This window comes from Pseudomonas sp. Snoq117.2, assembly GCF_900110545.1.
GTDB lineage: Bacteria > Pseudomonadota > Gammaproteobacteria > Pseudomonadales > Pseudomonadaceae > Chryseomonas > Chryseomonas benzopyrenica.
The window spans coordinates 232,137-256,510 of sequence record NZ_FOED01000003.1; the positions used below are offsets into that span (position 1 = coordinate 232,137).

Genomic DNA, 24,374 nt, shown 5'->3' on the forward strand with positions numbered 1-24,374 from the left:
GTTTTCGCCTTGCCTGGCTCTAGCTCGCGAGATCGTGGACAGGCTTCCATTTAATTTTCATGTCTCAAGGAAAGCCATCATGACCGACCGCATTACCCTGGGCCGCCTGCAGGTGGCCACCGAGCTGCAGCGCTTCATCGACGAGGAAGTACTGCCCGGCACTAGCCTCGACACCGCCGCCTTCTGGTCGGGCGTGGACGCGCTGGTGCACGAGCTGGCACCGCGCAATCGGGAACTGCTGGCCGAGCGTGATCGCCTGCAGGTGGAGCTGGACAACTGGCACAGCGCCCATCCCGGTCCGGTCACCGATCTGCCCGCCTACCAGAGCTTTCTTGAAAGCATCGGCTATCTGCAGCCGGTGCCCGGTCAGGTGCAGGCCTCGACCTCCGGCGTCGATCGTGAAATCGCCGAGCAGGCAGGTCCGCAGCTGGTGGTGCCGGTGCTCAACGCCCGCTACGCCCTGAACGCCGCCAATGCCCGCTGGGGTTCGCTGTACGACGCCCTCTATGGCACCGACGCCCTGCCCGAGAGCGACGGCGCCGAGCGCGGCAAGGGCTACAACCCCGCCCGCGGCGCCAAGGTGGTGGCCTTCGCCCGCCAGGTGCTGGATGGCGTGGCGCCCCTGGCCAGTGGCTCGCACAGGGACGCCACCGCCTACCGCATCCAGGACGGTCGCCTGGTGGTGGACCTCAAGAGCGGCACCAGCGAACTGGCCGATCCGGCGGCCTTCGTCGGCTACCAGGGCGACGCCGCCGCGCCGTCCGCGGTGCTGCTGCGCCACAACGGCTTGCACCTGGAGATCCAGATCGACCGCGACAGCGCCATCGGCAAGACCGACGCCGCCGGGGTCAAGGATCTGCTCATGGAGGCCGCGGTCAGCACCATCATGGACCTGGAAGATTCCATCGCCGCGGTGGATGCTGCCGACAAGGTGCTGGCCTATCGCAACTGGTTGGGCCTGATGAAGGGCGACCTGGCAGAAGAAGTGAGCAAGGCTGGCGAGACCTTTACCCGCCGCCTCAACCCCGACCGCGAGTACCAGGGCGCCGACGGTCAGCCGCTGACCCTGCACGGTCGCTCGCTGCTGTTCATCCGCAACGTCGGCCACCTGATGACCAACCCGGCAGTGCTGCTGGAAGACGTTCGCGAGATCCCCGAAGGCATCCTCGATGCCCTGGTCACCGTGACCATCGCGATGCACGACCTCAAGCGCCAGGGCAACTCGCGCAGCGGCTCGGTGTACATCGTCAAACCCAAGATGCACGGTCCGGCCGAGGTGGCCTTCGCCGTGCAGCTGTTCGATCGCGTCGAGGCCCTGCTGGGGCTACCGGCCAACACCGTCAAGCTGGGCATCATGGACGAGGAGCGCCGCACCAGCGTCAACCTCAAGGCCTGCATCGCCGCCGCCGCCGCGCGGGTCGCCTTCATCAACACCGGCTTCCTCGACCGCACCGGTGACGAGATGCACACCGCCATGCTGGCCGGGCCCATGTTGCGCAAGGGCGACATGAAGACCTCGAAGTGGATCACCGCCTACGAGCGCAACAACGTGCTGGTCGGTCTGGCCTGCGGCCTGAGAGGCAAGGCGCAGATCGGCAAGGGCATGTGGGCCATGCCCGACCTGATGGCCGCCATGCTGGAACAGAAGATCGGTCATCCCAAGGCCGGCGCCAACACCGCCTGGGTACCGTCGCCCACCGCCGCCGTGCTGCACGCCCTGCATTACCACCAGGTCAACGTCCAGCAGGTGCAGCAGGAGCTGGAGCGCAGCGATGTCGACGCTGCCCGCGGCGAATTGCTCGCCGGCCTGCTCAGCGTACCAGTGGCCGAATCGCCCGACTGGTCCGCCGAGGCCATCCAGCAGGAGCTGGACAACAACTGCCAGGGCATCCTCGGCTACGTGGTGCGCTGGGTCGACCAGGGCGTGGGTTGCTCCAAGGTGCCCGACATCCATGACGTCGGCCTGATGGAAGACCGCGCCACCCTGCGCATCTCCAGCCAGCACATCGCCAACTGGCTGCACCACGGCGTGGTCAGCGCCGAACAGGTGGACGAGACGCTGCAGCGCATGGCCAAGGTGGTGGACGGCCAGAACGCCGGCGACGCGTTCTACGAACCCATGGCCGGCCACTTCGACAGCTCCTACGCCTATCGCGCCGCCCGTGACCTCATCTTCAAGGGCCGCGAACAGCCCAGCGGCTACACCGAGCCGCTGCTGCACGCCTGGCGATTGAAGAAGAAAGCGGGGGCTTGAGAGGTATGATTCCCAACGCTCGGACGTAGCTTGCGGAGCGAGCGTTGTGCCCTTGATCCAGAGCTGTAGGCGCCGGCTTGACGGACCTCAGGTCGTTCCCTAGTATGGATCCCAACACGGCCCCTCTCGGCTGACTCACCTAGGTGATGACGCTGCTGAGGGGTTTTTTATTGCCTGCGTTTTTACCAGTCGGTTTCCCAGCCAGGCTGGGCTCCCATGCCTGCGATGTTCAGGCCCAGGTGCGACAGCTCTGGAAAACTCAGCAGATGCGCCTTGATTCGCTGTGACCACGTTGACCGAGGATTCACGACGTCCAGAAGATGACGTGTCATACACAGCAGTAGATAGCAACGCGCCAGAGCATGCGCATTGCCTATGAAAGGCTGTGCCCAAGCCGCCTCGGCCAGAGAGGGCAATTTCGGCTGATCAATGATGTTGCGATTCCACAGTCGGCTATGGTGTGCGCACACATTGCGTAGATAGTTGAGACTACGTAACCAGGACGAGAAGATCCGACCGTTCGATAGCCCATACTTGGCTGCGATGGCGTCCTGTTCGGTCTCTTGCAGACCACTGTACAGCGTGGACATCGTGCCGAAATCCCAGACTTCCGCCGCTATCCAGATCGGCAAGGGCAATCCGTATTTGTCCTTGCAATGCCTGATGAAGTCTTCCCTGGAGCGAGCGATCAGTTTGGCGTGCCGTCCCAGCCAATCGTGGTGGCGGCTAAGGCCGGTTCTAGGATCGAGCTTGCTGCTGAAGTCGGCGTGCAATAGTTCGGGGCGCAAGTAGGCAAAGGCGTCTTGGGCTCCGAGACAGTAGGCAATGTCGACTCTCAATCCGACTTCGATGCGCTCCAGTGCATCCAGCGTCAGTAAGCGTAACTTCTTGTCGAACACATAGAGGTCGACGGCATTCTGAAAGGTGGCTCCGACCTTGAAATCATCCAGCGTCAAGGTGGTGACCTTGAGTTTTTGTGGCTTCTTACCTTTATCAAGCAACACCAGGGCACCGCTTCGCTCTCGAAACGCATACCAGTAGCCGCTCAAGCGGTAATAGCCGATTCGGCCCAGGTAGTTGAGCGCCAGTGTTCTATCAGTGACGGTCAGACCACGTCGAATCAATTGATCCAGCTGGTCATCCAGACTCATCCATGGTTTGGCGTATGCCGACATTGATCCATTCCTTTCGATCAGAACGCTATGCAGAGTCTTAGCAAATAGCATCTATCCCGGGCGGCGCGATCCCTCGGGCCTTTTCGAAGAGCGCTCAAGGAGAGGTGTTCTGCGAGTACAAGAAAAGCTTGGAATACGTTAGCGATCCCGCGGCTCAGGCAGAAGCCCTTTGCTTTGGGCGGATCCTCTACCGGAACGTCGACAACCGCTGGCCCTCCGACCACCGCCTCTTCCCTTGCCACTGGCGAATTTTTATACTATCGGGTCCCCCGTTCCCGGGATCATCATCGCCACGAGGAAGACCATGGCCCGCGTTACTGTCGAAGACTGCCTGGACAACGTAGACAACCGATTCGAGCTGGTCATGCTCGCCACCAAGCGCTCGCGCCAGCTGGCCACCGGCGGCAAGGAGCCCAAGGTACCGTGGGATAACGACAAGCCCACCGTCGTCGCCCTGCGCGAGATCGCCGAAGGCCTGGTTGACGAGGAAGTCATCCGTCTGGACGACATCGTTGAAGAAGAGCCGCTGTTCGCCGCCTTCGAAGTCAACGAAGAAGCGGACGGCGAGGCCCTCTAAGCCATGGCTGCCGAGCCTGCGTATGGTGACGTCCGCCCGACCGGCATCGACCTGCTGGCCGAGCGACTGGCGGACTACCTGACCCCCGACCAGGTCAATCTGGTCAGGCGGGCCTACTACTACGCCGAGCAGGCTCACGATGGGCAGCGCCGCCGCAGCGGCGAGCCCTATGTCACCCATCCGCTAGCCGTCGCCAACATCCTCGCCGACATGCACATGGACCATCAGAGCCTGATGGCGGCCATGCTGCACGACGTGATCGAGGACACCGGCATCGCCAAGGAAGCCCTCGCTGGCCAGTTCGGCGAGACGGTGGCGGAGCTGGTGGACGGGGTCAGCAAGCTGACCCAGATGAAGTTCGAGACTAAGGCCGAGGCCCAGGCGGAGAACTTCCAGAAGATGACCATGGCGATGTCCAAGGACATCCGCGTCATCCTGGTCAAGCTGGCCGACCGGCTGCACAACATGCGCACCCTGGACGCCATGCCGCCGGACAAGAGCCGGCGCATCGCCAAGGAAACCCTGGAAATCTACGCGCCCATCGCCAACCGGCTGGGCATGCACGATTTCTATGTGGAATTCGAGGACCTGGGTTTTCGCGCCATGCATCCGATGCGCGCCGAGCGCATCCAGCGGGCGGTCAAGACCGCGCGGGGCAATCGCCGCGAGATCCTCGGCAAGATCCAGGAATCCTTGGCCAACTGCCTGGCCCGCGATGGCCTGGACGGCGAGGTGGTCGGCCGTGAAAAGCACCTGCACAGCATCTACCAGAAGATGCGTGGCAAGCGTAAGTCGTTCAACGAGATCATGGACGTCTATGGCTTCCGCATCATCGTCGACAAGGTCGACACCTGCTATCGGGTGCTCGGCGCAGTGCACAATCTCTACAAGCCGTTCCCGGGACGCTTCAAGGACTACATCGCCATCCCCAAGGCCAACGGCTACCAGTCCCTGCATACCACCCTGTTCGGCATGCACGGCGTGCCCATCGAGATCCAGATCCGCACCCGCGAGATGGAAGAGATGGCCAACAACGGCATCGCCGCCCATGGCCTGTACAAGGCCGGGGGCGACGAGCCGCGCGCCAGCCACCTGCGCGCGCGCCAGTGGGTGAAGGGCATCCTCGAGTTGCAGCAACGTGCGGGCAACTCCCTGGAATTCATCGAGAACGTGAAGATTGACCTCTTTCCCGACGAGGTCTACGTCTTCACGCCCAAGGGTCGCATCATGGAGCTGCCCAAGGGCTCCACGGCCGTAGACTTCGCCTATGCGGTGCACACCGATGTGGGCAACAGCTGCATCGCCTGCCGCATCAATCGTCGCCTGGCGCCGCTGTCGCAGCCGCTGGGCAGTGGCGAGACGGTGGAGATTGTCACCGCGCCCGGTGCCCGGCCCAATCCGGCCTGGCTCAACTTCGTGGTCACCGGCAAGGCGCGCACCAATATCCGCCATGCGCTCAAGCAGCAGCGTCGCTCCGAGTCCATCAGCCTCGGCGAGCGGCTGCTGAACAAGGCGCTATCCGGCTTCGGCACCCAGCTGTCGAAGATCTCGCCGATGCGCATCCTCTCGGTGCTCGGCGAATACAAGGGCGTGGTGCTGGAAGACCTGCTCGAAGAGATCGGCCTGGGCAATCGCATGGCCTATGTGGTGGCGCGGCGCCTGGTGTCCGGCAGCGAGCAAGAAGAGCCGCTGGAACCCCAGGCTAGTACCACGCCCCAGGGGCCGCTGGCCATCCGTGGCACCGAAGGCCTGGTGATCAGCTACGCCAAGTGCTGCACGCCGATTCCGGGCGACCCCATCGTCGGCCACCTCTCGGCAGGCAAGGGCATGGTGATCCACCTGGAAAACTGTCGGAACATCGCCGAATTCCGGCACAACAGCGAAAAATGCATCGTGCTCAACTGGGCTAAGGACGTCACCGGCGAATTCAGCGTCGAGTTGCGCGTCCAGCTGGAGCACCAGCGCGGCCTGATCGCCATGCTGGCCAACAACGTCACCGCCGCGGACGCCAACGTCGAGAAGATCGGCATGAATGAGCGCGACGGCCGAGTCAGCGTGGTTCAGCTGGTGGTCAGCGTGCGCGACCGTGTCCATCTGGCGCGGGTGATCAAGAAGCTGCGGACGCTCAAGGGCGTGGCTGGTATCACTCGGGTTCGTAGCTGAGGTTGCAGTGGGTCGCCACGGGCTTGCAGAATCGAGCCTTTCCCGCACAGGAGCGACCCATGAGCAAGCAAGTGATCCACACCGACAAGGCGCCTGCCGCCATTGGTACCTATTCCCAGGCGATCAAGGTCGGTGACACCGTCTATCTCTCCGGGCAGATCCCGCTCAATCCCACCAGCATGGAGCTGGTAGACGGCTTCGAGGCCCAGGTGGTCCAGGTGTTCGAGAACCTCAAGTCCGTGGCTGAGGCCGCCGGTGGTTCGCTGGCTGACATCGTCAAGCTGAACATCTTCCTGATCGACCTTTCGCACTTCGCCACCGTCAACGAGATCATGGGTCGCTACTTCCAGCAGCCGTATCCGGCTCGTGCCGCCATCGGCGTGGCTGCGCTGCCCAAGGGCTCCCAGGTGGAAATGGACGGGGTGTTGGTGCTGGGCTGATCCCGCGCAGGACCCGTAGGTTGGGCTGAGCGCAGCGAAGCCCAACAATAAGCGCGCTGATGGCTCGCCTTGTTGGGCTTCGACGATGGAGCCGTCTCAACCCAACCTACGGGACCGATCCCAACGCAGGATCCGTAGGTTGGGTTGAGCGCAGCGAAGCCCAACAACGGAGCATGCTGTCAGCCCCGCATTGTTGGGCTTCGACGATGGAGCCGTCTCAACCCAACCTACGGGACCGATCCCAACGCAGGGTCCGTAGGTTGGGTTGAGCGCAGCGAAGCCCAACAACGGAGCACGCTGTCAGCCGCGCGTTGTTGGGCTTCGACGATGGAGCCGTCTCAACCCAACCTACGAAGGTAGGGAGGCATTGCGGCCGTGCCGGTGCGCCGTAACGACCGCTCCTACAGCAGCATCAATCTTCTGTAGGAGCGGCCCATGGCCGCGATGGCCTAAACGGGCAACGATCGCGATAGCCCCAAAATAAAAAAGCCGACCGTCTCGCGACGGTCGGCTTTTTCATGCCTGCCTGAATCAGGCCGGGATGGATTTGATCTTCGGCATCCGCGCCCAGCAACGGTGCTTGGCGATGGCGGCGAAGAAGTCCTGCTGCACCGCCTTGAAGTCACCGCCGGTGAGCAGCGCCTCGTCGGGGCTCAGGTAGACCGCCTTGAGCAGCTGCTCGGCTTCGCCGGTGAGGGCGATGGCCTTGAGGTGCTTATAGGCTTCCAGCAGGTAGTGCTTGATCACGCCGTCGTCGAGCATGGCCTTGACGCTCTCGACGCCGCCCGGCACATAGACCGCGTCTAGGGCTACCGAAGGCATGCCCTCGGCCGAGCCGTCCACGGCCACTTCGCTGCCATCGGCGGCCTTGACCGGGCCGGCGGTGGGGCCGAGCACCTTCACATGGGCGCCTTCGGCCTTGAGTGCCTGCTTGATGGCGTCCACTTCACTGGCGATGACGCCGTCACCCACCAGTACCGCCACCTTGAAGCCCTTGATGTTGCCGGACAGCAGGTTGAGCTGGCTCAGTGCCGGCGACTTGTCGATGGAGATCTGGCGCGGTTGCACGGTGGGTGCGGTGGGCGGCGTCACGCCGATCTTCTTGGCGACCTTCTGCGCCAGGTCCAGATCGATGTTGGCGAGGATCTCGTTGACCTGACGCTCACGGATCCACATGCGCTCGACCTTGCCCAGCTCGAAGCTGTAGGCATCGGCGACGTGGGCCTGCTCGGCTTCCGACAGGCTGTTGTAGAACAGCGTGGCCTGGGAGAAGTGGTCGCCGAAGGACTCGCTGCGCTCGCGCACCTTGTAACCGTCGATGCGCTCGTAATAGCTCTCGAAGCCGCCATCCTGGGGTGCTGGCGGCGTTTCCTTGGGCCAGCCACCGTCGATGGAATTGGGCTCATAGGAGGCACGGCCTTTGTCGATGGTCATGCGGTATTTGGCGTCACGCTGGCCGTTGTGGTTCGGCACCACCGGACGGTTGACCGGCAGCTCATGGAAGTTCGGGCCACCGAGGCGGCTGATCTGGGTGTCGGTGTAGGAGAACAGCCGGCCTTGCAGCAGGGGATCGTTGCTGAAGTCGATGCCGGGCACGACGTGCCCGGGGCAGAAGGCCACCTGCTCGGTTTCGGCGAAGTAGTTGTCCGGGTTGCGGTTGAGCACCAGCTTGCCCAGGGGCGTGATGGGTACCAGCTCTTCGGGAATGATCTTGGTGGCGTCGAGGATGTCCCAGTCGAACTTGTGCTCGTCTTCCTCGGGGATGATTTGCACGCCGAACTCCCACTCGGGATAGTCACCGGCCTCGATGGCTTCCCAGAGGTCGCGGCGGTGGGCATCGGTGTCCTTGCCCGCCAGCTTCTGGGCTTCGTCCCACACCAGGGAACGCACGCCACCGGCGGGTTTCAGGTGGATCTTGACGAAGATGCCCTTGCCGGCGGTATTGATCATGCGGAAGGTGTGGATGCCAAAGCCCTGCATGCTGCGCAGGTTCACCGGGATGGCACGGTCGGTCATGGTCCAGAGCACCATGTGCGCCGACTCGGGCACCAGGGAGACGAAGTCCCAGAAGGTGTCGTGGGCGCTGCCGCCGGTGGGGATCTCGTTGTGCGGCTCGGGCTTCACCGCATGGACGAAGTCGGGAAACTTGATGGCGTCCTGGATGAAGAAGACCGGCATGTTGTTGCCGACCATGTCCCAGTTGCCTTCCTCGGTGTAGAACTTGATGGCGAAGCCGCGCACGTCACGCACGGTATCGCCCGAGCCACGCGGGCCCTGCACGGTGGAGAAGCGCACGAACACCGGGGTCTGGTGGTTGGGGTCGCGGAAGAGGGCGGCCTTGGTCAGGTCGGACCAGTCCTGGTAGGGCTGGAAATAGCCATAGGCGCCGGTGCCGCGGGCATGGACGATGCGCTCCGGGATGCGCTCGTGGTCGAAGTGGGTGATCTTCTCCCGCATGATGAAGTCTTCGAGCAGGGAGGGTCCGCGGGTGCCGGCGCGCAGCGAATTCTGGTTGTCGGCGATCTTCACGCCGTGGTTGGTGCGCAGTGCCTGGCCGGTGGCATCGGAGCGGAACTGTTCGAGCTGCTCGATTTTCTTCGAGGTGTTCTGGCGATCCAGGGTATCGGTACCGGCGAGTTCACTCTTGGGGGGCGTAGCCATGGAAAGTCCTCATCAGGCGCCTGTAGGGCGCTCTTTGCGTCCCCTACGGAATGTGGGGCGAATTCAGGCAGTCCTCTAGTGACTCGCGGTCCAGAGCCGGTGTTCCGTTTGGCTGATGCGAAGCGACGGGCTGTGCGCCTGGCGCTTGGTCATTGTCTGGGCTGGCCATATGCCTTTATTGGCGTAATACCCGACAACAAGTGCTAAGCAGATATAAGCGCGCACGTTAAACTGCACGGCTGGATCACCATCCTGTTGTCTGATGTTACCCACAAGGTTTTTCCATTGATCGAATTCCACGCTGTCCACAAGACGTACCGCACGCGCGGTCGCGAGGTCGCGGCGCTCCAGCCGGTCGACCTGAGGATCGAAGCCGGCGAGATCTTCGGCCTGATCGGCCATTCGGGGGCCGGCAAGAGCACCCTGCTGCGCCTGATCAACCGCCTCGAAGCCCCCAGTGGCGGTCGCCTGCAGGTCGATGGCGCCGAGGTCACCACCCTTGGCGCGAGCGAGCTGCGCGATTTCCGCCGCCGCATCGGCATGATCTTCCAGCATTTCAACCTGCTCTCGTCCAAGACCGTGGCGGCCAACGTGGCCATGCCGCTGGAACTGGCCGGCGGCCGTTCGCGGGCGCAGATCGCCCAGCGGGTCGAGGAGCTGCTGGCGCGGGTCGGGCTGTCCGACCAGGCGCGCAAGTACCCGGCGCAACTGTCCGGCGGCCAGAAGCAGCGCGTCGGCATCGCCCGCGCCCTGGCCACCGAGCCGAAGATCCTGCTCTGCGACGAGGCCACCAGCGCCCTCGATCCCCAGACCACCGCCCAGGTGCTGCAACTGCTGGCCGAGCTCAATCGCGAACTGGGCCTGACCATCGTGTTGATCACCCACGAGATGGACGTGATCCGCCGCGTCTGCGACCGCGTCGCCGTGCTCGACGGCGGCGCCGTGGTGGAGCAGGGCACCGTGGCCGATGTCTTCCTGCATCCGCAGCACCCCACCACCCGCCGCTTCGTGTTCGAAGCCGAGCACCAGGACGAGGCCGAACTGGCCGACGCCTATGCCCATGTCGAAGGGCGCATCCTGCGCCTGACCTTCCGCGGCGAAGCCACCTATGCACCGCTGCTGGGCCACGTCGCCCGGGAGACCGGTGTGGACTACAGCATTCTCGGCGGTCGCATCGACCGCATCCGGGACGAGCCCTATGGCCAGCTCACCATCGCCCTGGTGGGCGGTGACCTGGACGCCGCCCTGGCTCGCTTCCAGGCCGCCGACGTCACCGTGGAGGTCCTGCGCTGATGGACGAACTATTCAGCAACATCGACTGGGCCGAGATCTGGCAGGCGACCCAGGACACCCTGGCCATGCTCGGCTGGTCCATGCTCTTCACCCTGATCCTCGGGCTGCCGCTGGGCGTGCTGCTGTTTCTCACCAGCCGCCGCCAGTTGCTGGAGCAGCCGCTGGTCTACGGCATCCTCTCCTTCGTGGTCAATGTGCTGCGCTCGGTGCCCTTCATCATCCTGCTGATCCTGATGATCCCCATCACGGTCTGGCTGATCGGCACCTCCCTGGGCGTCGAGGGCGCCATCCCGCCGCTGGTGGTGGGCGCCGCGCCCTTCTTCGCCCGGCTGGTGGAAACCGCCCTGCGCGAGGTCGACCGCGGCATCATCGAGGCGACCCAGGCCATGGGCGCCAGTCTCTGGCAGATCGTCACCCGCACCCTGTTGCCCGAGGCCCTGCCCGGGCTGATCGCGGCCACCACCGTCACCGCCATCGCCCTGGTGTCCTACACCGCCATGGCCGGAGTGATCGGCGGCGGCGGCCTGGGCGATCTGGCCATTCGTTTCGGCTACCAGCGCTTCCAGACCGACGTCATGGTGGTCACGGTGCTCTTGCTGCTGGTGCTGGTCCAGGTACTGCAGATGGTCGGCGATCGGCTTGTCGCCCATTTCAGTCGTCGTTGATTCAGGCTTCATCCACTCGAAGGTTTTGCACAAGGAAAATCCCAGATGTCGCTGAAACGTACCCTGCTGTCCCTGGCCTTCGGCCTAGGTGTTGCCACCGCCGCCCAGGCCGCCGAGACCCTGACCGTTGCGGTCAATCCGGTTCCCCATGCGGAGATCCTGGAATTCATCAAGCCGCAGCTGGCCAAGGAAGGCGTGGACCTGAAGATCAAGGTCTTCACCGACTACATCCAGCCCGATCGCCAGACCGATCAGAAGCAGGTGGATGCCAACTACTTCCAGACCAAGCCCTATTACGCCAGCTACCAGAAGAGCAACCCGAGCAGCGACCAGGTGCCGGTGGTGGCGGTGCACGTCGAGCCCTTCGGTGCCTACTCGCAGAAGATCAAGGACATCAAGGAGCTCAAGGACGGCGCCACCGTGGCCATCCCCAACGATCCGAGCAACTCCGGTCGTGCGCTCCTGCTGATCGCCAAGCAGGGCCTGATCACCCTCAAGGATCCGAGCAACGTCACCGCCACCCCGCGTGACGTCGTCGAGAATCCCAAGCACCTGAAGTTCAAGGAGCTGGAAGCCGCGACCCTGCCGCGCGTGCTGAACCAGGTCGACCTGGCGCTGATCAACGCCAACTACGCCCTGGAAGCCAAGCTGGTGCCGACCAAGGACGCCCTCTTCATCGAGAGCGGCGAGTCGCCCTATGCCAACCTGCTCTATACCCGCGCCGACAAGGCCAATGACCCGGCCATCCAGAAGCTGGCCAAGGCCCTGACCACCCCCGAGGTGAAGCAATTCATCGAGAAGAAGTACCAGGGCGCCGTCGTGCCCGCGTTCTAAGAACCTCGCTCCAGCTACCGCCGGCGCCCCCAGAGGCACCGGCGGTTCCACCCCGCCTTAGGAAACTGCCATGAAGAAACTGCTCGCCACCGCCGCCCTGCTGGCCGCCAGCCTGACCGCCCACGCCGCCGAGACCCTCAGCGTCGCCGCCACCCCGGTGCCTCACGCGGAGATCCTCGAATTCGTCAAACCCCAGCTGGCCAAGGAAGGGGTGGACCTGCAGATCAAGGTCTTCACCGACTATGTGCAGCCCAATCTGCAGGTGGCCCAGAAGCGTCTGGACGCCAATTTCTTCCAGCACCAGCCCTACCTGGATGAATTCAACAAGAGCCGTGGCACCGACCTGGTGACCGTCGCCCAGGTGCACGTCGAGCCTTTCGGCATCTACTCGCAGAAGATCAAGAAGCTCGACGAAGTCCGCGAAGGCGCCGTCGTGGCCATCCCCAGTGACGCCACCAACGGCGGTCGCGCCCTGCTGCTGCTGGAGAAGGCCGGCCTGATCAAGCTCAAGGACAGCGCCAACATCCTCGCCACGCCCAAGGACATCGCCGAGAATCCCAAGAAGCTCAAGTTCAAGGAGCTGGAAGCCGCGACCCTGCCGCGCGTGCTGAATCAGGTCGACCTGGCGCTGATCAACACCAACTACGCCCTGGAAGCCAAGCTCAACCCGACCCAGGACGCCCTGCTGCTGGAAGGCAAGGAATCGCCCTACGCCAATATCCTGGTCGCCCGTCCGGACAACAAGGACAGCGACGCCGTGCAGAAGCTGGCCAAGGCGCTGAACACCCCGGCGGTGAAGCAGTTCATCGAAGAGAAGTACAAGGGTGCCGTGGTGCCCGCGTTCTGATCGTGGTTTGAAATAAAAAACGCCGGCCCAGTGCCGGCGTTTTTCATGGGCTCAATGGCGTTTCAAGGGTACGACACCCATCCCCAGGCCAAAGGGCCGAAAAACCGCCTGTAGCGTCGCCAGCGTGGGATTGCCTTCGTCCTGCTCCAGTTGCCGTAGGGTGCGCAGCGAGATACGGGCCATGCGCGCGAAGTCGGTCTGGGTAAGGCCGGTGATCTCGCGCCGCAGACGTCGGATGCCAGTGCCCAGGCTCAGGCGTCCAGTCTGTAATCCCTCACGGATATCATCCAGCGTACGTTGCCGCCGTTCTTGATCATCAAGACTCATAGCAGCCCTGCCTCGCGCAGATGGCTATCCAGGCGCCGCAGCGGAATTCGCGGATGCTCCCAGGTGGCCTGCGGCAACACCGGCTGCAGCAGGTCCGGCAGAGCACGGAGCACCTCGGCGCTCTTCTTGAGGGCATCCCACAGCCGCTCCGGATCGTCCCATTCGGCCAGTAGCCGACAAGCGGCGTGCCAATCGACAACGCCCGCCTGCTCGACGGGCAGGGGCCATTTGCTGGTTCGGGTGATGCCCTGTTCGTCCATGACCATGGGTGCAAGGTCGTACAGGGGGGTCAGACGAACACCACGCTCATCACGCAGGATGGCGGTATTGCGACCGTGGTTGTCACTGTTGCCCAGCAGTTGATTGAGCAGGTCACGCCGCAGGTAATCATCCAGCAGCGCCGGTATCCCCTGGTCCTGATCGGCTGCACGCCAAACCCTGGTCAGGGCACCAATGGCGTCGAGATGATTCAGATAGCTACCAGGTACCAGGGTGTGAGTCAGCGAATAGAGAGATTCAACGGCCAGACGCTCCACCCCTTGGGGGCTGGTGCGGCGGTCGAAGCGTGGCATCCAGAGGCTGGGGCGTCGGCCTTCTTCCAGGGCGAGTCCGTTTGCGGAAACGGTCTCCAGTCCTAGGGCGTTCAGGGCTTGATAGTAGCAGTGCTCGCTGCGCAGGATGTCCTGGTCCGTGGCGCTGGCTTTGTTGCGTGGAAACTTCACCAGCCAATGTCGGCAGACCAGGTCATCGGGCAGGGTGGCATCTGGATGGAGCAGGCCCTGAGGATCTTCGGTCAGCAGCAGCTTGGGTGCGTCACCACCCGCGCCGGTTGCACCGCCAAGGGCGGCACCTTGCTCATAGGCATATTCCAGAAAGCCTTGATCGCGAGCGACGACCTGCTCACGGGTAAAGCCCACGGAGGGTGTCTGCGCACGCTCATCTAGCGACTCACGAATCCGCAAATGGCCGATGGGCGCTGGCGTGCAGCGTGATAACAACCGAAAGTCGGTCTGAGTGGCTTCCGCTGCGCTCAGCCCAAGGCGAGGTAGCAGAAAACGGCGAGCGGCGCCGGCCGGGAGAATGTCATGGAGAAACGCCGGCCAATGGGACAGTCGCTCGACTTCCCAGCTCAAAGGCAGATTAGCGCTCACTGCGGCAGCTGTGGGCTTGCCGAAATCGTCGAGATGATCGCTCAGGTAGGCAGCCAGATAGCTGAGGGTGCAGGCGCCTTGTTGGGGACCTTGCCTCGGATCATCAAAAACCAAGCGTAAGGCATCCTGCCAACGCCCGGTCAGATAGGTTTGAACCACCAGCGCACTCACGGACGACCTCCGGCAATATACTGCCGGTAGTATGGGTCCTTGGCGCACTATCGGCAATATAATGCCAAAATCGCGACTCTAAGAACTGCGTTTGGGCATTAAATTGCCGTTTCTGCTGTGACCGGCGCGCTACCTCGGCGCCCAACGATCACCAGCAGTACCGCGGCGCCGGCCGCCATCAGCAGCGGCAGGGCATGGCCGGTGAGCCATTGGCTGGCAGCGCCGGTGACCAGCGGACCGACCAGGCAACCGAGGCCCCAGAGTTGGGCGATGCAGGCGTTGGCGCTGACCAGCTCGGCGTCACGGTAGCGCTCGCCCACCAGGATCAGTGCCAGGGTGAAGAGGCCGCCGGCGGTGGCGCCGAACAGCACCAGCAGCGGCCAGACGCCCGGGGTGTGCAGCAGCAGTGGCAAGGCCAGGCTGACCGCCAGCAGCCCCAGGGTGCAGCCTAGGAACAGGCCCTGGCGCGAGAGGCGGTCGGCGAGCAGGCCCAGGGGCAGCTGCAGCAGAGCATCGCCCACCACCACGGCGCTGACCATGTACAGCGCCAGTTGCTGGCCGAAGCCCTGGTTGAGGGCATAGACCGGCAGCAGGGTAAGGATCATCGCCTCGAAGCAGGCGAACAGCGCTACCGCCCAGGCGATGGCCGGAGCGCCGCGGCAGAAGTCCAGCAGCGCCTGCCAGGCGGCGGTGTGGCCGCCGGCGGCTGGTGCGCCCTGGCGGCCGAGCAGCAGGGTGGCGCCACCGAGCATGAGCAGGGCGCCCAGCCAGAAGCCCTGGTCACCCTCGGTACCGAGCGCGCCCAGCAGCAGCGGACCGGCCAGTTGGCTCAGGGCGTAGCTGCTGCCGTAGAGGGCCACCAGGCGACCCCGCCAGCGATCGGTGATGACCTGGTTCATCCAGCTTTCGCCCAGCACGAAGACCAGGGTGAGGATGGCGCCGAGCGCCAGGCGAAGAAGCAGCCACAGAGGGTAGCTGGGCAGCAGCGACAGCAGAATCAGCGAGGCGGCACCCGTCACCAGGCATAGCTGCATCAGTCGTGGCGTGCCGACTCGTGAAGCGAGGCGCCCGGCCAGGCTGGCGCCGGTCAGGATGCCAATGGCCGGCGAGGCGGCCATGACACCGATGGCGAAGCTGCCATAGCCCCAGCCCTCCAGGCGCAGCGAGACCAGCGGCATCGACAGGCCGATGGCCAGGCCCACGCTGATGACACTGCCCAGTACGGCGAAATAGATGGCCCAGGGCATGGGGGAGGGTGAGGAAGTCATGGGCTTAGCCTAGCTGATGAACGCGGACGACGGACAGTCGCCAAGAGCCGCTATAGAGCCACCGGCAGCGGCCTGGGTTCTGGCACGGTTGGCCTTTGCCAGGCTTTCGCGTAGCGTGCGCGCTACCTGAAGCCGGTTGAGAGATAACAGAACATGCGGAAATGGCAGTGCATCGTGTGCGGCTATATCTATGACGAAGCCCTGGGCTGGCCGGACGACGGCATCGCTCCCGGAACGCGCTGGGAAGATGTGCCCGAGGATTGGTTGTGCCCGGATTGCGGCGTGGGCAAGGGTGACTTCGAGATGATCGCCATCGGCTGATCGGCTCCGCGTGCGCCACGCGGACACAAAAAAGGCATCGCACGAGCGATGCCTTGTGGCTGCAGCGGCCATCCCTGCCGCCTCATCCTCAGCCTTCGATGCTGTCCTTCAGTGCCTTGCCCGGCTTGAACGCCACCGTGTTGCTCGCACGAATCTTGACCGGCTCGCCGGTCTGGGGATTCTTCCCCATGCGAGCACCGCGATGACGCGGCAGGAAGGTACCGAAGCCGACCAGCGTCACGCTGTCCTTGCGGTGCAGCGCATTCGCGATCTCGTCCAGCAGCGTGTTGAGCACGACGTTGGCTTGTTCCTTAGGAAGTCCGACTTTTTCTGCAATCACAGTCGCCAATTCAGGCTTGCGCATAGCTACCTCTCGTGGAGTCATTTTTAGCCGTGTGGGCGTCGCATGGCTTTCCTGGCAAAGCGATTACCCCCGGGATAGAGGGTGGCCCGACACAAAGATCGTTGGTGCGACAAAAGTCGAACCAGATAGCGTTATAAGGCAAAGCCGAGAAGAGCGAAAGTTAATTAGCAGACTATTAGCCGTTGGTAGGATGACTGACCCCGGCTTCGGCCTTTATCCGCTGATTTGCGCACTATTTGTGGACAGATTGTCCACAATATGACCAATGGCGAGGCCGTCCAGATTTTAGCGAGATGCTCTGGCAAGCCACTGTCGGGTCGAATGGAGCGTCTTGATGTCAAGGCGTCTTTGCATCATTTCGTTACCAAAACGACCGGATGGCGGAGCGGCCAGAAGGCTCCGCCATCGCTAGCAAACCGGCGCCTAGGTCGACATCACCGTTTGCCCGGCGGAGGCCTGACCTTCCAGGCGCCGTTCCAGCGCCTTGGGCTCGATCACCAGGCGCATGCCATTGCTGGCCTGAGTGCGGCCCCAGTCTTCCAGCAGCTCCATGCAGGCGTGGTCGATATAGGAGACGCGTTCCAGGGGCACGTGCAGGGTGGTGCCCGGCTTGACCTGCTCCAGCACCTTGGTCAGCTGGGGCACGCGCAGGAAGGTCGCGGCGCCCACCAGGCGCAGGTCGGCCTGGTCCGGCTGGTCTTCGCGATAGGTCAGGCTGACCTTGAGCTGTGCCGCCTTGACCGCCAGGAAGGCGATCGACAGACCGAAGCCCACCAGCACCCCGGTCAGCAGATCGGTGGCGACGATCATCAGCGCGGTCAGGGCATAGATGGCCATGGGCGCGCGGCCATAGCGCTTGAGTCCGGTCAGCGACTTGGGATCGGCCAGCTTGACGCCGGTGAACACCAGTACGCCGGCCAGGCTCGCCACCGGTACCAGCTTGAGCACGAAGGGCAGGGCGGCGACGAAGGCCAGCAGCCAGAGGCCGTGGAAGATGGTGGAGGCGCGACTGGTGGCGCCGGCCTGAACATTGGCCGAGCTGCGCACGATGACGCCGGTCATGGGCAGCGCCCCGACGGCGCCGCAGAGCAGGTTACCGATGCCCTGGGCACCCAGTTCGCGGTCGAAGTGCGAGCGCGGCCCGTTGTGCATGCGGTCCACCGCGGCGGCCGAGAGCAGGGTCTCGGCACTGGCGATGAAGGCCAGGGCGAGGGCGGCTACCACCAGCTCGGCGTTGGCCAGCATGCCAAGATCGGCGAAGGTCACCCAGTCGATGGCATCGGCCAGGTTGTTGGGCACTTCGACCCGGCGGATGTCCAGCGCCAGCCAAAGACTGGCCAGGGTCGCCAGGGTCACGCCGATCAGCGCGCCGGGCAGGAAGCGTAGCGGCTGTGGGCGGAATTTCTCCCACAGCCACATGCTGGCGATGGTCAGCAGGCCGATCAGCGCCGCCTGGGCGCCGCTGCCACTGCCGTTCCACTGGCCGGCCGCGGTGAGGGCGGCGCCCGGGAAGGCCAGCAGATTGGACAGGCCCGACGCCGCTGGTTTGGCGTCCAGCATGACGTGCAGCTGCGAGAGCACGATGAGGATGCCGATGCCCGCGAGCATGCCGTAGACCACCGCTGGCGAGGTGACGCGGAACCAGGCACCCAGCCGGGTGAGACCGGCGACGAGCTGCATGAGACCGGCCAGTAGCAGTACCGGGCCCAGGGCCTCGAGGCCGTGCCGGTTGATCAGGTCGAACACCAGCACCACCAGGCCGGCGGCCGGACCACTGACCTGCAGCGGCGAGCCGGCGAGAAAGCCGACCACCAGGCCACCGATGATGCCGGTGATGATGCCCTTGGCCGGTGGCATGCCGGAGGCGATGGCGATCCCCATGCACAGCGGCAGGGCGACCAGAAACACTACGAGTGAGGCCAGGGCGTCGCGCGACAGGTTGCGCCCCGGGGTCTGTTGATTGCCAAGCATGGTCCTGGTCCTCCAGCGACTAGGAAAAAGGTGCCCGCGCGTCATATCACGTCATATGACACGGTGCGGGATTTAGGCGGCTAGCGGAAAGGGTGGGCGATCCCGATGGAGCCCCAGGTGGGATCGTCCGGCGCGGTGCGCTGTTATAGGGACGGGTCCAGGGACCCGTCTCCGGGCGGCCAGCCGGCGAACCGGATGACCGCGGTGGATCAGGCCTGCTGCAGGCGCGGACGCGGGGTGGCGACTGGCATGTTTTCGCCATCCAGGGGCAGGAAGCGTTCCTGCTGGGCGTCGTAGGCCTTGATCTCGCTGGTCTCGATGGAATAGACCCAGCCGTGGATCTGCAGCTGACCACTGGCCAGACGCGAAGCCACCGAGGGGTGGGTGCGCAGGTGTACCAGCTGGGCCACTACGTTTTCCTCGGTCAGGAAACCCAAGGTGCCGCCGTGGCCGCAGTCGCAATGGCTATGGTCTTCGACCACGGTACGGGCGACCTCGGCATGGCGCAGCCAGACCTTTACCGTCGGCATCTTTTCCAGCGGATCGGGATTGAGTACGGCTTTCATGGCGCCGCAGTCGGAGTGGCCGCAGATGATGATGTGCTTCACGCCCAGGGCTACGACCGCGTATTCGATGGCGGTGGAGACGCCGCCGTTCATCTGGCCGTAGGGGGGGACCACGTTGCCGACGTTACGGGTCACGAACAGATCGCCTGGCGAACTCTGGGTGATCAGTTCCGGGACGATGCGCGAGTCGGCGCAGGTGATGAACATGGCCTTGGGCGACTGTGCACTGGCGAGTTTCTTGAACAGCGCTTCCTGTTCGGGAAAGACATCCTGGCGGAAACGCTTGAAACCATCGACCAGCTGCAGGAGGGCCTCGTCGGGTGCGCCGAAGGTATCCGTGTTGTCGCTCATCTGTTTCTGACCTCTCTCAAGTACGCAATGGCAGCGGCAAGCGCTGGTTAGTGGCTAGACGCCCCCTGGCATCGCTTCGATACGCCCCGGCCATCTCGGGCTCTGGTGGCTTCATTTTCCGGCAATCCATCGCGTAGTCGGGCGGTGTCCTGGCACCCGGTGTCGCATCTTGGTGAACACAACCTTAATCCACGCTGAAACAATAGCTCGTGACCGACAACGCAGAAGATATTTCAAACTAATACTGAGATCATCCCGCCATTATCGCGACATGATCAGTGCATTTAGCCCTTTTATCGACACGAACCCTGCATTTCGCCACCGGATCACGCTTTTCCCCGTGAAGAAAATGTAAATCGCGATAGCCGAACAGATTTCCTTGATGATCAGTGGCTTGCGAAAGATGTGCAAAAATGTGAACACAATGCCGCTGGTGGAGATTGCTCGCCTTTCTCCCGCTTTGCATCCAGCCTGTGATCTGCGGCACAGTGCCGCAGCCTAGACCTTTCGCCAGCCTTTCAATAGCTCCAATGCCCTATGAGACAAGGGTTTGGTGGCTTTGCTCGACGCATGCTCCTGCAAGCCGTCCGGATCCAGGTCGATAATTGGCCTCAGGATCTGCCGCCAGCGGTCGATAGGGGAACTTTCCAGGCTCAACGGAAACTCTCCATGTCCTTTCGCAACCTCTCCATCGCGCGGCGCGCCACGCTCGGTTTCGCCTTTATCGGTCTGCTCCTGCTGCTGCTCGGCGGCACCGCCCTGGTCAAGATGAACGATATCCGCGCCTCGGGCCTGGCCATCGAAGAACGCGCCATGCCGCGCGTGGCCGCCCTCGACGAGCTGACCGCCCTGACCCTGCGCCTGCGGGTGCTCTCCTATCGTCTGCTGCTCAATCGCGAGCCGGAGATCATCGCCAAGACCCAGGCCTTGTTCCAGCAGCGCAACGGCCAGATGCGCGCCGCCCAGCAGCGCTACGAGGCCTTGATCCAGTCCGCCGAAGAACGCACCGCCTACGGTCGCTACGGCCAGTTGATCGCCCAGTACGACGGTCTGCAGCAGCGCATGCTGGCGTTTTCCGCCGCCGATCAGCTGGAGCCCCTGCGCCGGCTGCTCAACGAAGACCTGCTGGCCAACTCCGATGCGGTCAATGGCGTGCTCAAGCAACTCACCGACCTGGTGGATCAGCAGACCGCCGCCGCCAACGCCCAGTCCGCTGCCGACTATAGCCATGCCATCCAGTGGCTGGTGCTGCTGCTGGCGGCCACTGCGCTGCTGACCGTGGTCTTCGCCTGGCTGCTGATCCGCAGCATCACCCAGCCCATCGCCCGGGCCGTGCGGGCGGCCGAGGTGATCGCCACCGGCGACCTCAGCGAAGAGATCCACAGCGAAGGCCGCGACGAGGCCGCGCGCCTGCTGCAGGCCATGAAAACCATGCAGGGCCAGCTGCGCCAGACCCTGCAGGGCATCCTTGGCTCGGCCACCCAGCTCGCCTCGGCGGCGGAAGAACTCAATGCCGTGACCGATGAATCCAGTCGCGGCCTGCAGCGCCAGAACGCCGAGATCGAACAGGCCGCCACCGCGGTGAACCAGATGTCGTCGGCGGTGGACGAGGTGGCGCGCAACGCCGTCAACACCTCCCAGGCCTCCCAGGAGTCGGCCGGCGTGGCCCGTGACGGTCGCGACCTGGTACAGGAAACCGTGGGCGCCATCGCCACCATGAGCGAAGACGTCCAGCACGGCGCCACCCTGGTGGGCGATCTGGCGGTACAGGTCAACGACATCGGCAAGGTGCTCGACGTGATCCGCAGCGTGGCCGAGCAGACCAATCTGTTGGCGCTCAATGCCGCCATCGAGGCCGCGCGCGCCGGGGAAGCCGGTCGTGGCTTCGCCGTGGTGGCCGACGAGGTGCGGGCGCTGGCCCATCGCACCCAGGAGTCGACCCGCGAGATCGAGACCTCCATCGGCACCATCCAGCAGGGCACCGATCAGGCGGTGGCGGCCATGCGCAGCAGCACCGAGCGTGCCCAGTCCACCCTGGAAGTGGCGCGCGGCGCCGGCCATGCCCTGGAGCGCATCCATGGCGCCATCGGCGGCATCAACGAACGTAACCTGGTCATCGCCAGTGCGGCGGAAGAGCAAGCCCAGGTGGCTCGCGAAGTGGATCGCAACCTGGTGAACATTCGCGAGTTGTCGGTCCAGACCGCCGCGGGTGCCGAGCAGTCCAGCGCCGCCAGCGCCGAGCTGTCGCGCCTGGCCGTGGACCTCAATGGGCTGGTGACGCGCTTCCGCCTGTGACCCTGGCGCGTCCGGTCGCTGTGGTGACCGTACGCTGCGGCACTAGCCGGGACCGAGCAGCTGCAGCACGCCGGTCAGCAGCACCAGCAGGCCCAGGGGCGAGGCGAGAACGGACAGCAGCAGGCACCTCAGGCGAGGGCCGCGCGGGGTAGGGCAGGTCGTCATGACGTCAGGCAGCTCCGTAGCGAAAACCGGCGCCACGCTGGGCGCCCGGGGCCAATTTTCGCCTGTACCGGCAGCGACGTCATGCCAAGAAAAGGTAAAGATGGGTAAAGCCACCGCTGCCCCGGGATGACTCTTCCCGGGAGCGACGGCGCGCCGGGCTAGACGCGGAAGCGCGCGGCCAGGCTGTGGATCTCGCGGGTCAGCTCGGCGAGCTGGCGACTGGAGGTCTCGATCTGGTCGGCGCCACGCTTGGACACGCCTGCCAGTTCGCGGATGTTGATCAGGTTGCGATCCACCTCGCGGGCGACCTGGGCCTGCTCCTCGGCGGCGCTGGCGATGACCAGGTTGCGCTCGTTGATATCGCCGATGGCGACAAAGATGTGCTCCAGGCTCTGGCCAGTGCGCTCGGTGGTCTCGAGGGTGGTACCGGCCAGGGTGTTGCTACGCTGGATGGCGGTTACCGCCTGGCCGGTGCCGGCCTGGATGTTGCCGATCATCTGCTCGATCTCCAGGGTCGACTGGCGGGTGCGCTGGGCCAGGCTGCGCACCTCGTCGGCCACCACGGCGAAGCCACGCCCGGCATCGCCGGCACGGGCGGCTTCGATGGCGGCGTTGAGCGCCAGCAGATTGGTCTGCTCGGAGACCGCGCGGATCACGTCCAGCACCTTGCCGATCTGGTTGGCCTGCTGCGCCAGACTGGCGATCACGGCTTCGCTTTCGTTGACCGTGGTCTGCATGCTCTGCAATTCGCTGAGGACCTGGGCCACCTGGCCACGACTGCCGGTGGCCAGGCGATCGGATTCGCGGGCGGTATCCGAGGTGGAGGCGGCATTGCGTGCCACCTCTTCCACGGCGGTGGTCATCTCGGTCACCGCGGTCACGGCCTGTTCCAGTTCCTGTTGCTGCTGGTTCAGGGTGCGATTGCTCTGGGCGGTGACCTGGCCCAGTTCCTGGGCGGCGCCGTCGAGTTGCTCGGCGGTGCGATTGAGCTGGGCCAGGGTGTCGCGCTGGCGGCGTTGCAGGGTGGCGAGGCCGGCGAACAGCTGGCCGATCTCGTCATGGCTGCGCACCTCGATGCGGCGGGTCAGATCGCCTTCGCTCATGGCGGCGAAGTGCTCGCCGGCTTCGTTCAACGGGGCCAGCACCCGGCGGGCGATGAACCAGCCGGAGAGCACCGCCAGCAGCAGGGTCAGACCAACCAGTACCAGGGTGCCGATCTCGGCCTGCAGCACGCGGCTGTCGGAGGCGGCCAGGGTGGCGTCGATGCGCCCGGTGATCTCGTCGGTAAAGACCTTGCGGGTGTCGGCGAAGGCGGTGCTGGCGTCCTTGGCGCCATCGCTGATGCGGATGTAGCCCGGCAGATCACCGGCGCGGCAGGCCTTGATCTGATTTTCCACGATGACCTTGTAGGCATCGAAGGCCTTGAGCATGGCGTCGATCTGGCCGCGCAACTTGGGCTCGGTGGTGCTGGCCAGCATCTCGGTGATCAGCGTGCGGGCGATGTTCAGGCGTTCCAGCGCCAGCACCGTGCCTTTTTCGGCCTTGGCCGCATCGCCATTGACCCGATCGAGCATGGCGGTATGGGAGTTGGCACTGGCGCGGCTGATCCAGGTGGCGGCGTTGTTGACCTTGTCCAGCTGCTCCATGGTCAGACTATCCAGGTCGCGGATCTGCTGGGCACTGGTCCGGGCGCTGAGCCACCCATACAGGCAAGCCAGCAGCAGGCAGGCGACGAACAGGCTGAGGACGCTGTACATCCCCGTTCGAATTCTTGTTGTTTTTTTCATGATGGGCTCTCTGAAGACGTCGCTGGCTGGGGTCGCAATACGACTTTGGTAAGGCTATTCGCCAGCAGTACGCCAAAGGCATGAGCAGGCGTCGATGGCTTGGAGCCAGTCGGTATCAGTTAAGCGCCGAAAAGTCGTCGGATGTCTTCAGAAGGGCAGGCAGGGTGGGCCCGACGGACGCCGGGCCCGGAGGGATCAGGACAGCGGGGTGAACTGGATGACTTCGACCCAGTAGCCGTCGGGGTCCTTGATGAAGGCGATTTCCTTCATGCTGCCGTCGGTCAGGCGCTTCTGGAAAGCCACGCCCAACTGCTCGAAACGTTCGCAGGCGGCGCGGATGTCCGGGACCGCCACGCAGGTATGGCCGAAGCCACGCGGATCGCTGTTGCCGTTGTGGTAGCTGAAGGCGGCATCGTTCTCGGTGCCATGGTTGTGGGTCAGCTCGAGAATGCCCGGCGTGGATTTGCGCCAGCGCTGGCGGGCTTCCGGGTCTGTCGGCACCTGGTTGCGATCGACCAGGGCGAGGAAGGTCAGGCTGAATTTGGCGTCCGGAAAGTCCTTGTGATCGACCACGGTGAAACCCAGTACGCGGGTATAGAAGTCCAGCGAGGTCTCCAGGTTCTTGACCCGCAGCATGGTGTGGTTGAAGACGAACTCGCGGGTGGCGGCGTCGGGCTGGGCGGTCACGCCCGGCAGGTTGTCGAATTGGCTCAGCGACATCAGAAGTC

The 24,374-nt window shown here is 64.1% G+C and carries 21 protein-coding genes and 1 pseudogene; 11 read left to right on the forward strand and 11 right to left on the reverse strand.

Annotated features, from left to right (window positions below; genetic code table 11):
- Positions 1 to 79 precede the first annotated feature (79 nt).
- Positions 80 to 2,254, forward strand: a complete 2,175-nt coding sequence (locus BMZ43_RS10505) for a malate synthase G (RefSeq protein WP_093253237.1) — start codon at positions 80 to 82, stop codon at positions 2,252 to 2,254.
- Between the two features lie 182 nt (positions 2,255 to 2,436).
- Here the strand turns inward: BMZ43_RS10505 and BMZ43_RS10510 are convergent, their stop codons facing one another.
- Positions 2,437 to 3,429, reverse strand: coding sequence for an Abi family protein (locus tag BMZ43_RS10510; protein WP_017639296.1), 993 nt, complete (start codon positions 3,427 to 3,429; stop codon positions 2,437 to 2,439).
- Positions 3,430 to 3,733: 304 nt separating this feature from the next.
- Between BMZ43_RS10510 and rpoZ the strand changes: the two genes are divergently transcribed.
- The 3 genes from rpoZ to BMZ43_RS10525 are packed head-to-tail and all read left to right on the forward strand — an operon-like array spanning position 3,734 to position 6,609.
- Positions 3,734 to 4,006, forward strand: coding sequence for a DNA-directed RNA polymerase subunit omega (gene rpoZ, locus BMZ43_RS10515; protein ID WP_007161465.1), 273 nt, complete (start codon positions 3,734 to 3,736; stop codon positions 4,004 to 4,006).
- Positions 4,007 to 4,009: 3 nt separating this feature from the next.
- Positions 4,010 to 6,169, forward strand: coding sequence for a bifunctional GTP diphosphokinase/guanosine-3',5'-bis pyrophosphate 3'-pyrophosphohydrolase (gene spoT / locus BMZ43_RS10520; protein WP_017639298.1), 2,160 nt, complete (start codon positions 4,010 to 4,012; stop codon positions 6,167 to 6,169).
- A gap of 59 nt (positions 6,170 to 6,228) precedes the next feature.
- Entirely contained in the window at positions 6,229 to 6,609 is a 381-nt protein-coding gene (locus tag BMZ43_RS10525; RefSeq protein ID WP_064307739.1) for a RidA family protein, read from the forward strand.
- 531 nt (positions 6,610 to 7,140) lie between these two features.
- On the opposite strand, the gene katE is transcribed toward BMZ43_RS10525, so the two are convergent.
- Positions 7,141 to 9,270: a catalase HPII gene (katE, locus tag BMZ43_RS10530; RefSeq protein WP_093253241.1), complete on the reverse strand. Its 2,130-nt coding sequence runs from the start codon at positions 9,268 to 9,270 to the stop codon at positions 7,141 to 7,143.
- Positions 9,271 to 9,555: 285 nt separating this feature from the next.
- Between katE and BMZ43_RS10535 the strand changes: the two genes are divergently transcribed.
- From BMZ43_RS10535 to BMZ43_RS10550, 4 genes are all read left to right on the forward strand, one after another.
- Positions 9,556 to 10,563 carry a methionine ABC transporter ATP-binding protein gene (locus tag BMZ43_RS10535; protein WP_068384573.1) on the forward strand — a complete coding sequence of 336 codons (1,008 nt, stop codon included), beginning with the start codon at positions 9,556 to 9,558 and terminating at the stop codon, positions 10,561 to 10,563.
- A complete protein-coding gene (locus BMZ43_RS10540; protein ID WP_017639302.1) occupies positions 10,563 to 11,228 on the forward strand; it encodes a methionine ABC transporter permease in 666 nt (221 codons plus the stop codon). Before BMZ43_RS10535 ends, BMZ43_RS10540 begins: the two co-directional genes overlap by 1 nt.
- Positions 11,229 to 11,279: 51 nt before the next feature.
- Positions 11,280 to 12,062, forward strand: coding sequence for a MetQ/NlpA family ABC transporter substrate-binding protein (locus tag BMZ43_RS10545; RefSeq protein WP_371913873.1), 783 nt, complete (start codon positions 11,280 to 11,282; stop codon positions 12,060 to 12,062).
- Between the two features lie 70 nt (positions 12,063 to 12,132).
- Positions 12,133 to 12,909 (forward strand): MetQ/NlpA family ABC transporter substrate-binding protein, encoded by a 777-nt coding sequence (locus BMZ43_RS10550; RefSeq protein ID WP_044341151.1) that lies wholly within the window; start codon positions 12,133 to 12,135, stop codon positions 12,907 to 12,909.
- Positions 12,910 to 12,960: 51 nt separating this feature from the next.
- Here BMZ43_RS10550 and BMZ43_RS10555 read toward each other — a convergent pair whose 3' ends face one another.
- From BMZ43_RS10555 to BMZ43_RS10565, 3 genes are all read right to left on the reverse strand, one after another.
- Positions 12,961 to 13,236, reverse strand: a complete 276-nt coding sequence (locus tag BMZ43_RS10555) for a helix-turn-helix domain-containing protein (RefSeq protein ID WP_064307743.1) — start codon at positions 13,234 to 13,236, stop codon at positions 12,961 to 12,963.
- On the reverse strand, positions 13,233 to 14,558 hold the full coding sequence (locus BMZ43_RS10560) for a type II toxin-antitoxin system HipA family toxin (protein ID WP_093253245.1): 1,326 nt from the start codon (positions 14,556 to 14,558) through the stop codon (positions 13,233 to 13,235). Before BMZ43_RS10560 ends, BMZ43_RS10555 begins: the two co-directional genes overlap by 4 nt.
- A 98-nt stretch (positions 14,559 to 14,656) precedes the next feature.
- Positions 14,657 to 15,805 (reverse strand): MFS transporter, encoded by a 1,149-nt coding sequence (locus BMZ43_RS10565; RefSeq protein WP_068384579.1) that lies wholly within the window; start codon positions 15,803 to 15,805, stop codon positions 14,657 to 14,659.
- A gap of 174 nt (positions 15,806 to 15,979) precedes the next feature.
- Between BMZ43_RS10565 and BMZ43_RS10570 the strand changes: the two genes are divergently transcribed.
- A complete protein-coding gene (locus BMZ43_RS10570) occupies positions 15,980 to 16,147 on the forward strand; it encodes a rubredoxin (RefSeq protein WP_007161456.1) in 168 nt (55 codons plus the stop codon).
- 88 nt (positions 16,148 to 16,235) lie between these two features.
- Here the strand turns inward: BMZ43_RS10570 and BMZ43_RS10575 are convergent, their stop codons facing one another.
- The 3 genes from BMZ43_RS10575 to BMZ43_RS10585 all read right to left on the reverse strand — a co-directional run bounded on the left by BMZ43_RS10575 (position 16,236) and on the right by BMZ43_RS10585 (position 19,399).
- Positions 16,236 to 16,511 carry an HU family DNA-binding protein gene (locus BMZ43_RS10575; RefSeq protein ID WP_017639309.1) on the reverse strand — a complete coding sequence of 92 codons (276 nt, stop codon included), beginning with the start codon at positions 16,509 to 16,511 and terminating at the stop codon, positions 16,236 to 16,238.
- Positions 16,512 to 16,934: 423 nt separating this feature from the next.
- Positions 16,935 to 18,482, reverse strand: coding sequence for a SulP family inorganic anion transporter (locus BMZ43_RS10580; RefSeq protein ID WP_068384581.1), 1,548 nt, complete (start codon positions 18,480 to 18,482; stop codon positions 16,935 to 16,937).
- A gap of 209 nt (positions 18,483 to 18,691) precedes the next feature.
- Positions 18,692 to 19,399, reverse strand: a complete 708-nt coding sequence (locus tag BMZ43_RS10585; RefSeq protein WP_017639311.1) for a carbonic anhydrase — start codon at positions 19,397 to 19,399, stop codon at positions 18,692 to 18,694.
- A 669-nt stretch (positions 19,400 to 20,068) separates the two neighbouring features.
- Between BMZ43_RS10585 and BMZ43_RS27325 the strand changes: the two are divergent.
- Both BMZ43_RS27325 and BMZ43_RS27330 read left to right on the forward strand, forming a co-directional pair.
- Positions 20,069 to 20,839 (forward strand): annotated as a pseudogene (locus tag BMZ43_RS27325) (MCP four helix bundle domain-containing protein); the annotation flags it as partial.
- Positions 20,831 to 21,694, forward strand: a complete 864-nt coding sequence (locus tag BMZ43_RS27330; protein WP_371099768.1) for a methyl-accepting chemotaxis protein — start codon at positions 20,831 to 20,833, stop codon at positions 21,692 to 21,694. The pseudogene BMZ43_RS27325 and the gene BMZ43_RS27330, both read left to right, overlap by 9 nt.
- Positions 21,695 to 21,736: 42 nt before the next feature.
- Here the strand turns inward: BMZ43_RS27330 and BMZ43_RS26895 are convergent, their stop codons facing one another.
- The 3 genes from BMZ43_RS26895 to gloA form a co-directional block, all read right to left on the reverse strand.
- The gene (locus BMZ43_RS26895; RefSeq protein ID WP_256562921.1) at positions 21,737 to 21,859 is read right to left on the reverse strand and encodes a hypothetical protein; all 123 of its coding nucleotides are present in this window, start codon (positions 21,857 to 21,859) and stop codon (positions 21,737 to 21,739) included.
- A 158-nt stretch (positions 21,860 to 22,017) separates the two neighbouring features.
- Complete coding sequence (locus BMZ43_RS10595; RefSeq protein ID WP_082731533.1) at positions 22,018 to 23,646, reverse strand: methyl-accepting chemotaxis protein; 1,629 nt, start codon at positions 23,644 to 23,646, stop codon at positions 22,018 to 22,020.
- Between the two features lie 195 nt (positions 23,647 to 23,841).
- Entirely contained in the window at positions 23,842 to 24,366 is a 525-nt protein-coding gene (gene gloA / locus BMZ43_RS10600) for a lactoylglutathione lyase (RefSeq protein WP_017639315.1), read from the reverse strand.
- Between the last annotated feature and the right edge of the window lie 8 nt (positions 24,367 to 24,374).

What these genes read in the sequence shown, in the direction of transcription:
- spoT (WP_017639298.1), top strand. Translation starts at nt 4,010, where the DNA reads ATGGCTGCCGAGCCTGCGTATGGTGACGTCCGCCCGACCGGCATCGAC.
- BMZ43_RS27330 (WP_371099768.1), top strand. Translation starts at nt 20,831, where the DNA reads ATGCAGGGCCAGCTGCGCCAGACCCTGCAGGGCATCCTTGGCTCGGCC.
- BMZ43_RS26895 (WP_256562921.1), bottom strand. Translation starts at nt 21,859, where the DNA reads ATGACGACCTGCCCTACCCCGCGCGGCCCTCGCCTGAGGTGCCTGCTG.
- BMZ43_RS10550 (WP_044341151.1), top strand. Translation starts at nt 12,133, where the DNA reads ATGAAGAAACTGCTCGCCACCGCCGCCCTGCTGGCCGCCAGCCTGACC.
- BMZ43_RS10595 (WP_082731533.1), bottom strand. Translation starts at nt 23,646, where the DNA reads ATGAAAAAAACAACAAGAATTCGAACGGGGATGTACAGCGTCCTCAGC.
- BMZ43_RS10555 (WP_064307743.1), bottom strand. Translation starts at nt 13,236, where the DNA reads ATGAGTCTTGATGATCAAGAACGGCGGCAACGTACGCTGGATGATATC.
- BMZ43_RS10575 (WP_017639309.1), bottom strand. Translation starts at nt 16,511, where the DNA reads ATGCGCAAGCCTGAATTGGCGACTGTGATTGCAGAAAAAGTCGGACTT.
- BMZ43_RS10505 (WP_093253237.1), top strand. Translation starts at nt 80, where the DNA reads ATGACCGACCGCATTACCCTGGGCCGCCTGCAGGTGGCCACCGAGCTG.
- BMZ43_RS10570 (WP_007161456.1), top strand. Translation starts at nt 15,980, where the DNA reads ATGCGGAAATGGCAGTGCATCGTGTGCGGCTATATCTATGACGAAGCC.
- BMZ43_RS10525 (WP_064307739.1), top strand. Translation starts at nt 6,229, where the DNA reads ATGAGCAAGCAAGTGATCCACACCGACAAGGCGCCTGCCGCCATTGGT.
- katE (WP_093253241.1), bottom strand. Translation starts at nt 9,270, where the DNA reads ATGGCTACGCCCCCCAAGAGTGAACTCGCCGGTACCGATACCCTGGAT.
- BMZ43_RS10540 (WP_017639302.1), top strand. Translation starts at nt 10,563, where the DNA reads ATGGACGAACTATTCAGCAACATCGACTGGGCCGAGATCTGGCAGGCG.
- BMZ43_RS10580 (WP_068384581.1), bottom strand. Translation starts at nt 18,482, where the DNA reads ATGCTTGGCAATCAACAGACCCCGGGGCGCAACCTGTCGCGCGACGCC.
- BMZ43_RS10565 (WP_068384579.1), bottom strand. Translation starts at nt 15,805, where the DNA reads ATGCCCTGGGCCATCTATTTCGCCGTACTGGGCAGTGTCATCAGCGTG.
- BMZ43_RS10585 (WP_017639311.1), bottom strand. Translation starts at nt 19,399, where the DNA reads ATGAGCGACAACACGGATACCTTCGGCGCACCCGACGAGGCCCTCCTG.
- gloA (WP_017639315.1), bottom strand. Translation starts at nt 24,366, where the DNA reads ATGTCGCTGAGCCAATTCGACAACCTGCCGGGCGTGACCGCCCAGCCC.
- BMZ43_RS10510 (WP_017639296.1), bottom strand. Translation starts at nt 3,429, where the DNA reads ATGTCGGCATACGCCAAACCATGGATGAGTCTGGATGACCAGCTGGAT.
- rpoZ (WP_007161465.1), top strand. Translation starts at nt 3,734, where the DNA reads ATGGCCCGCGTTACTGTCGAAGACTGCCTGGACAACGTAGACAACCGA.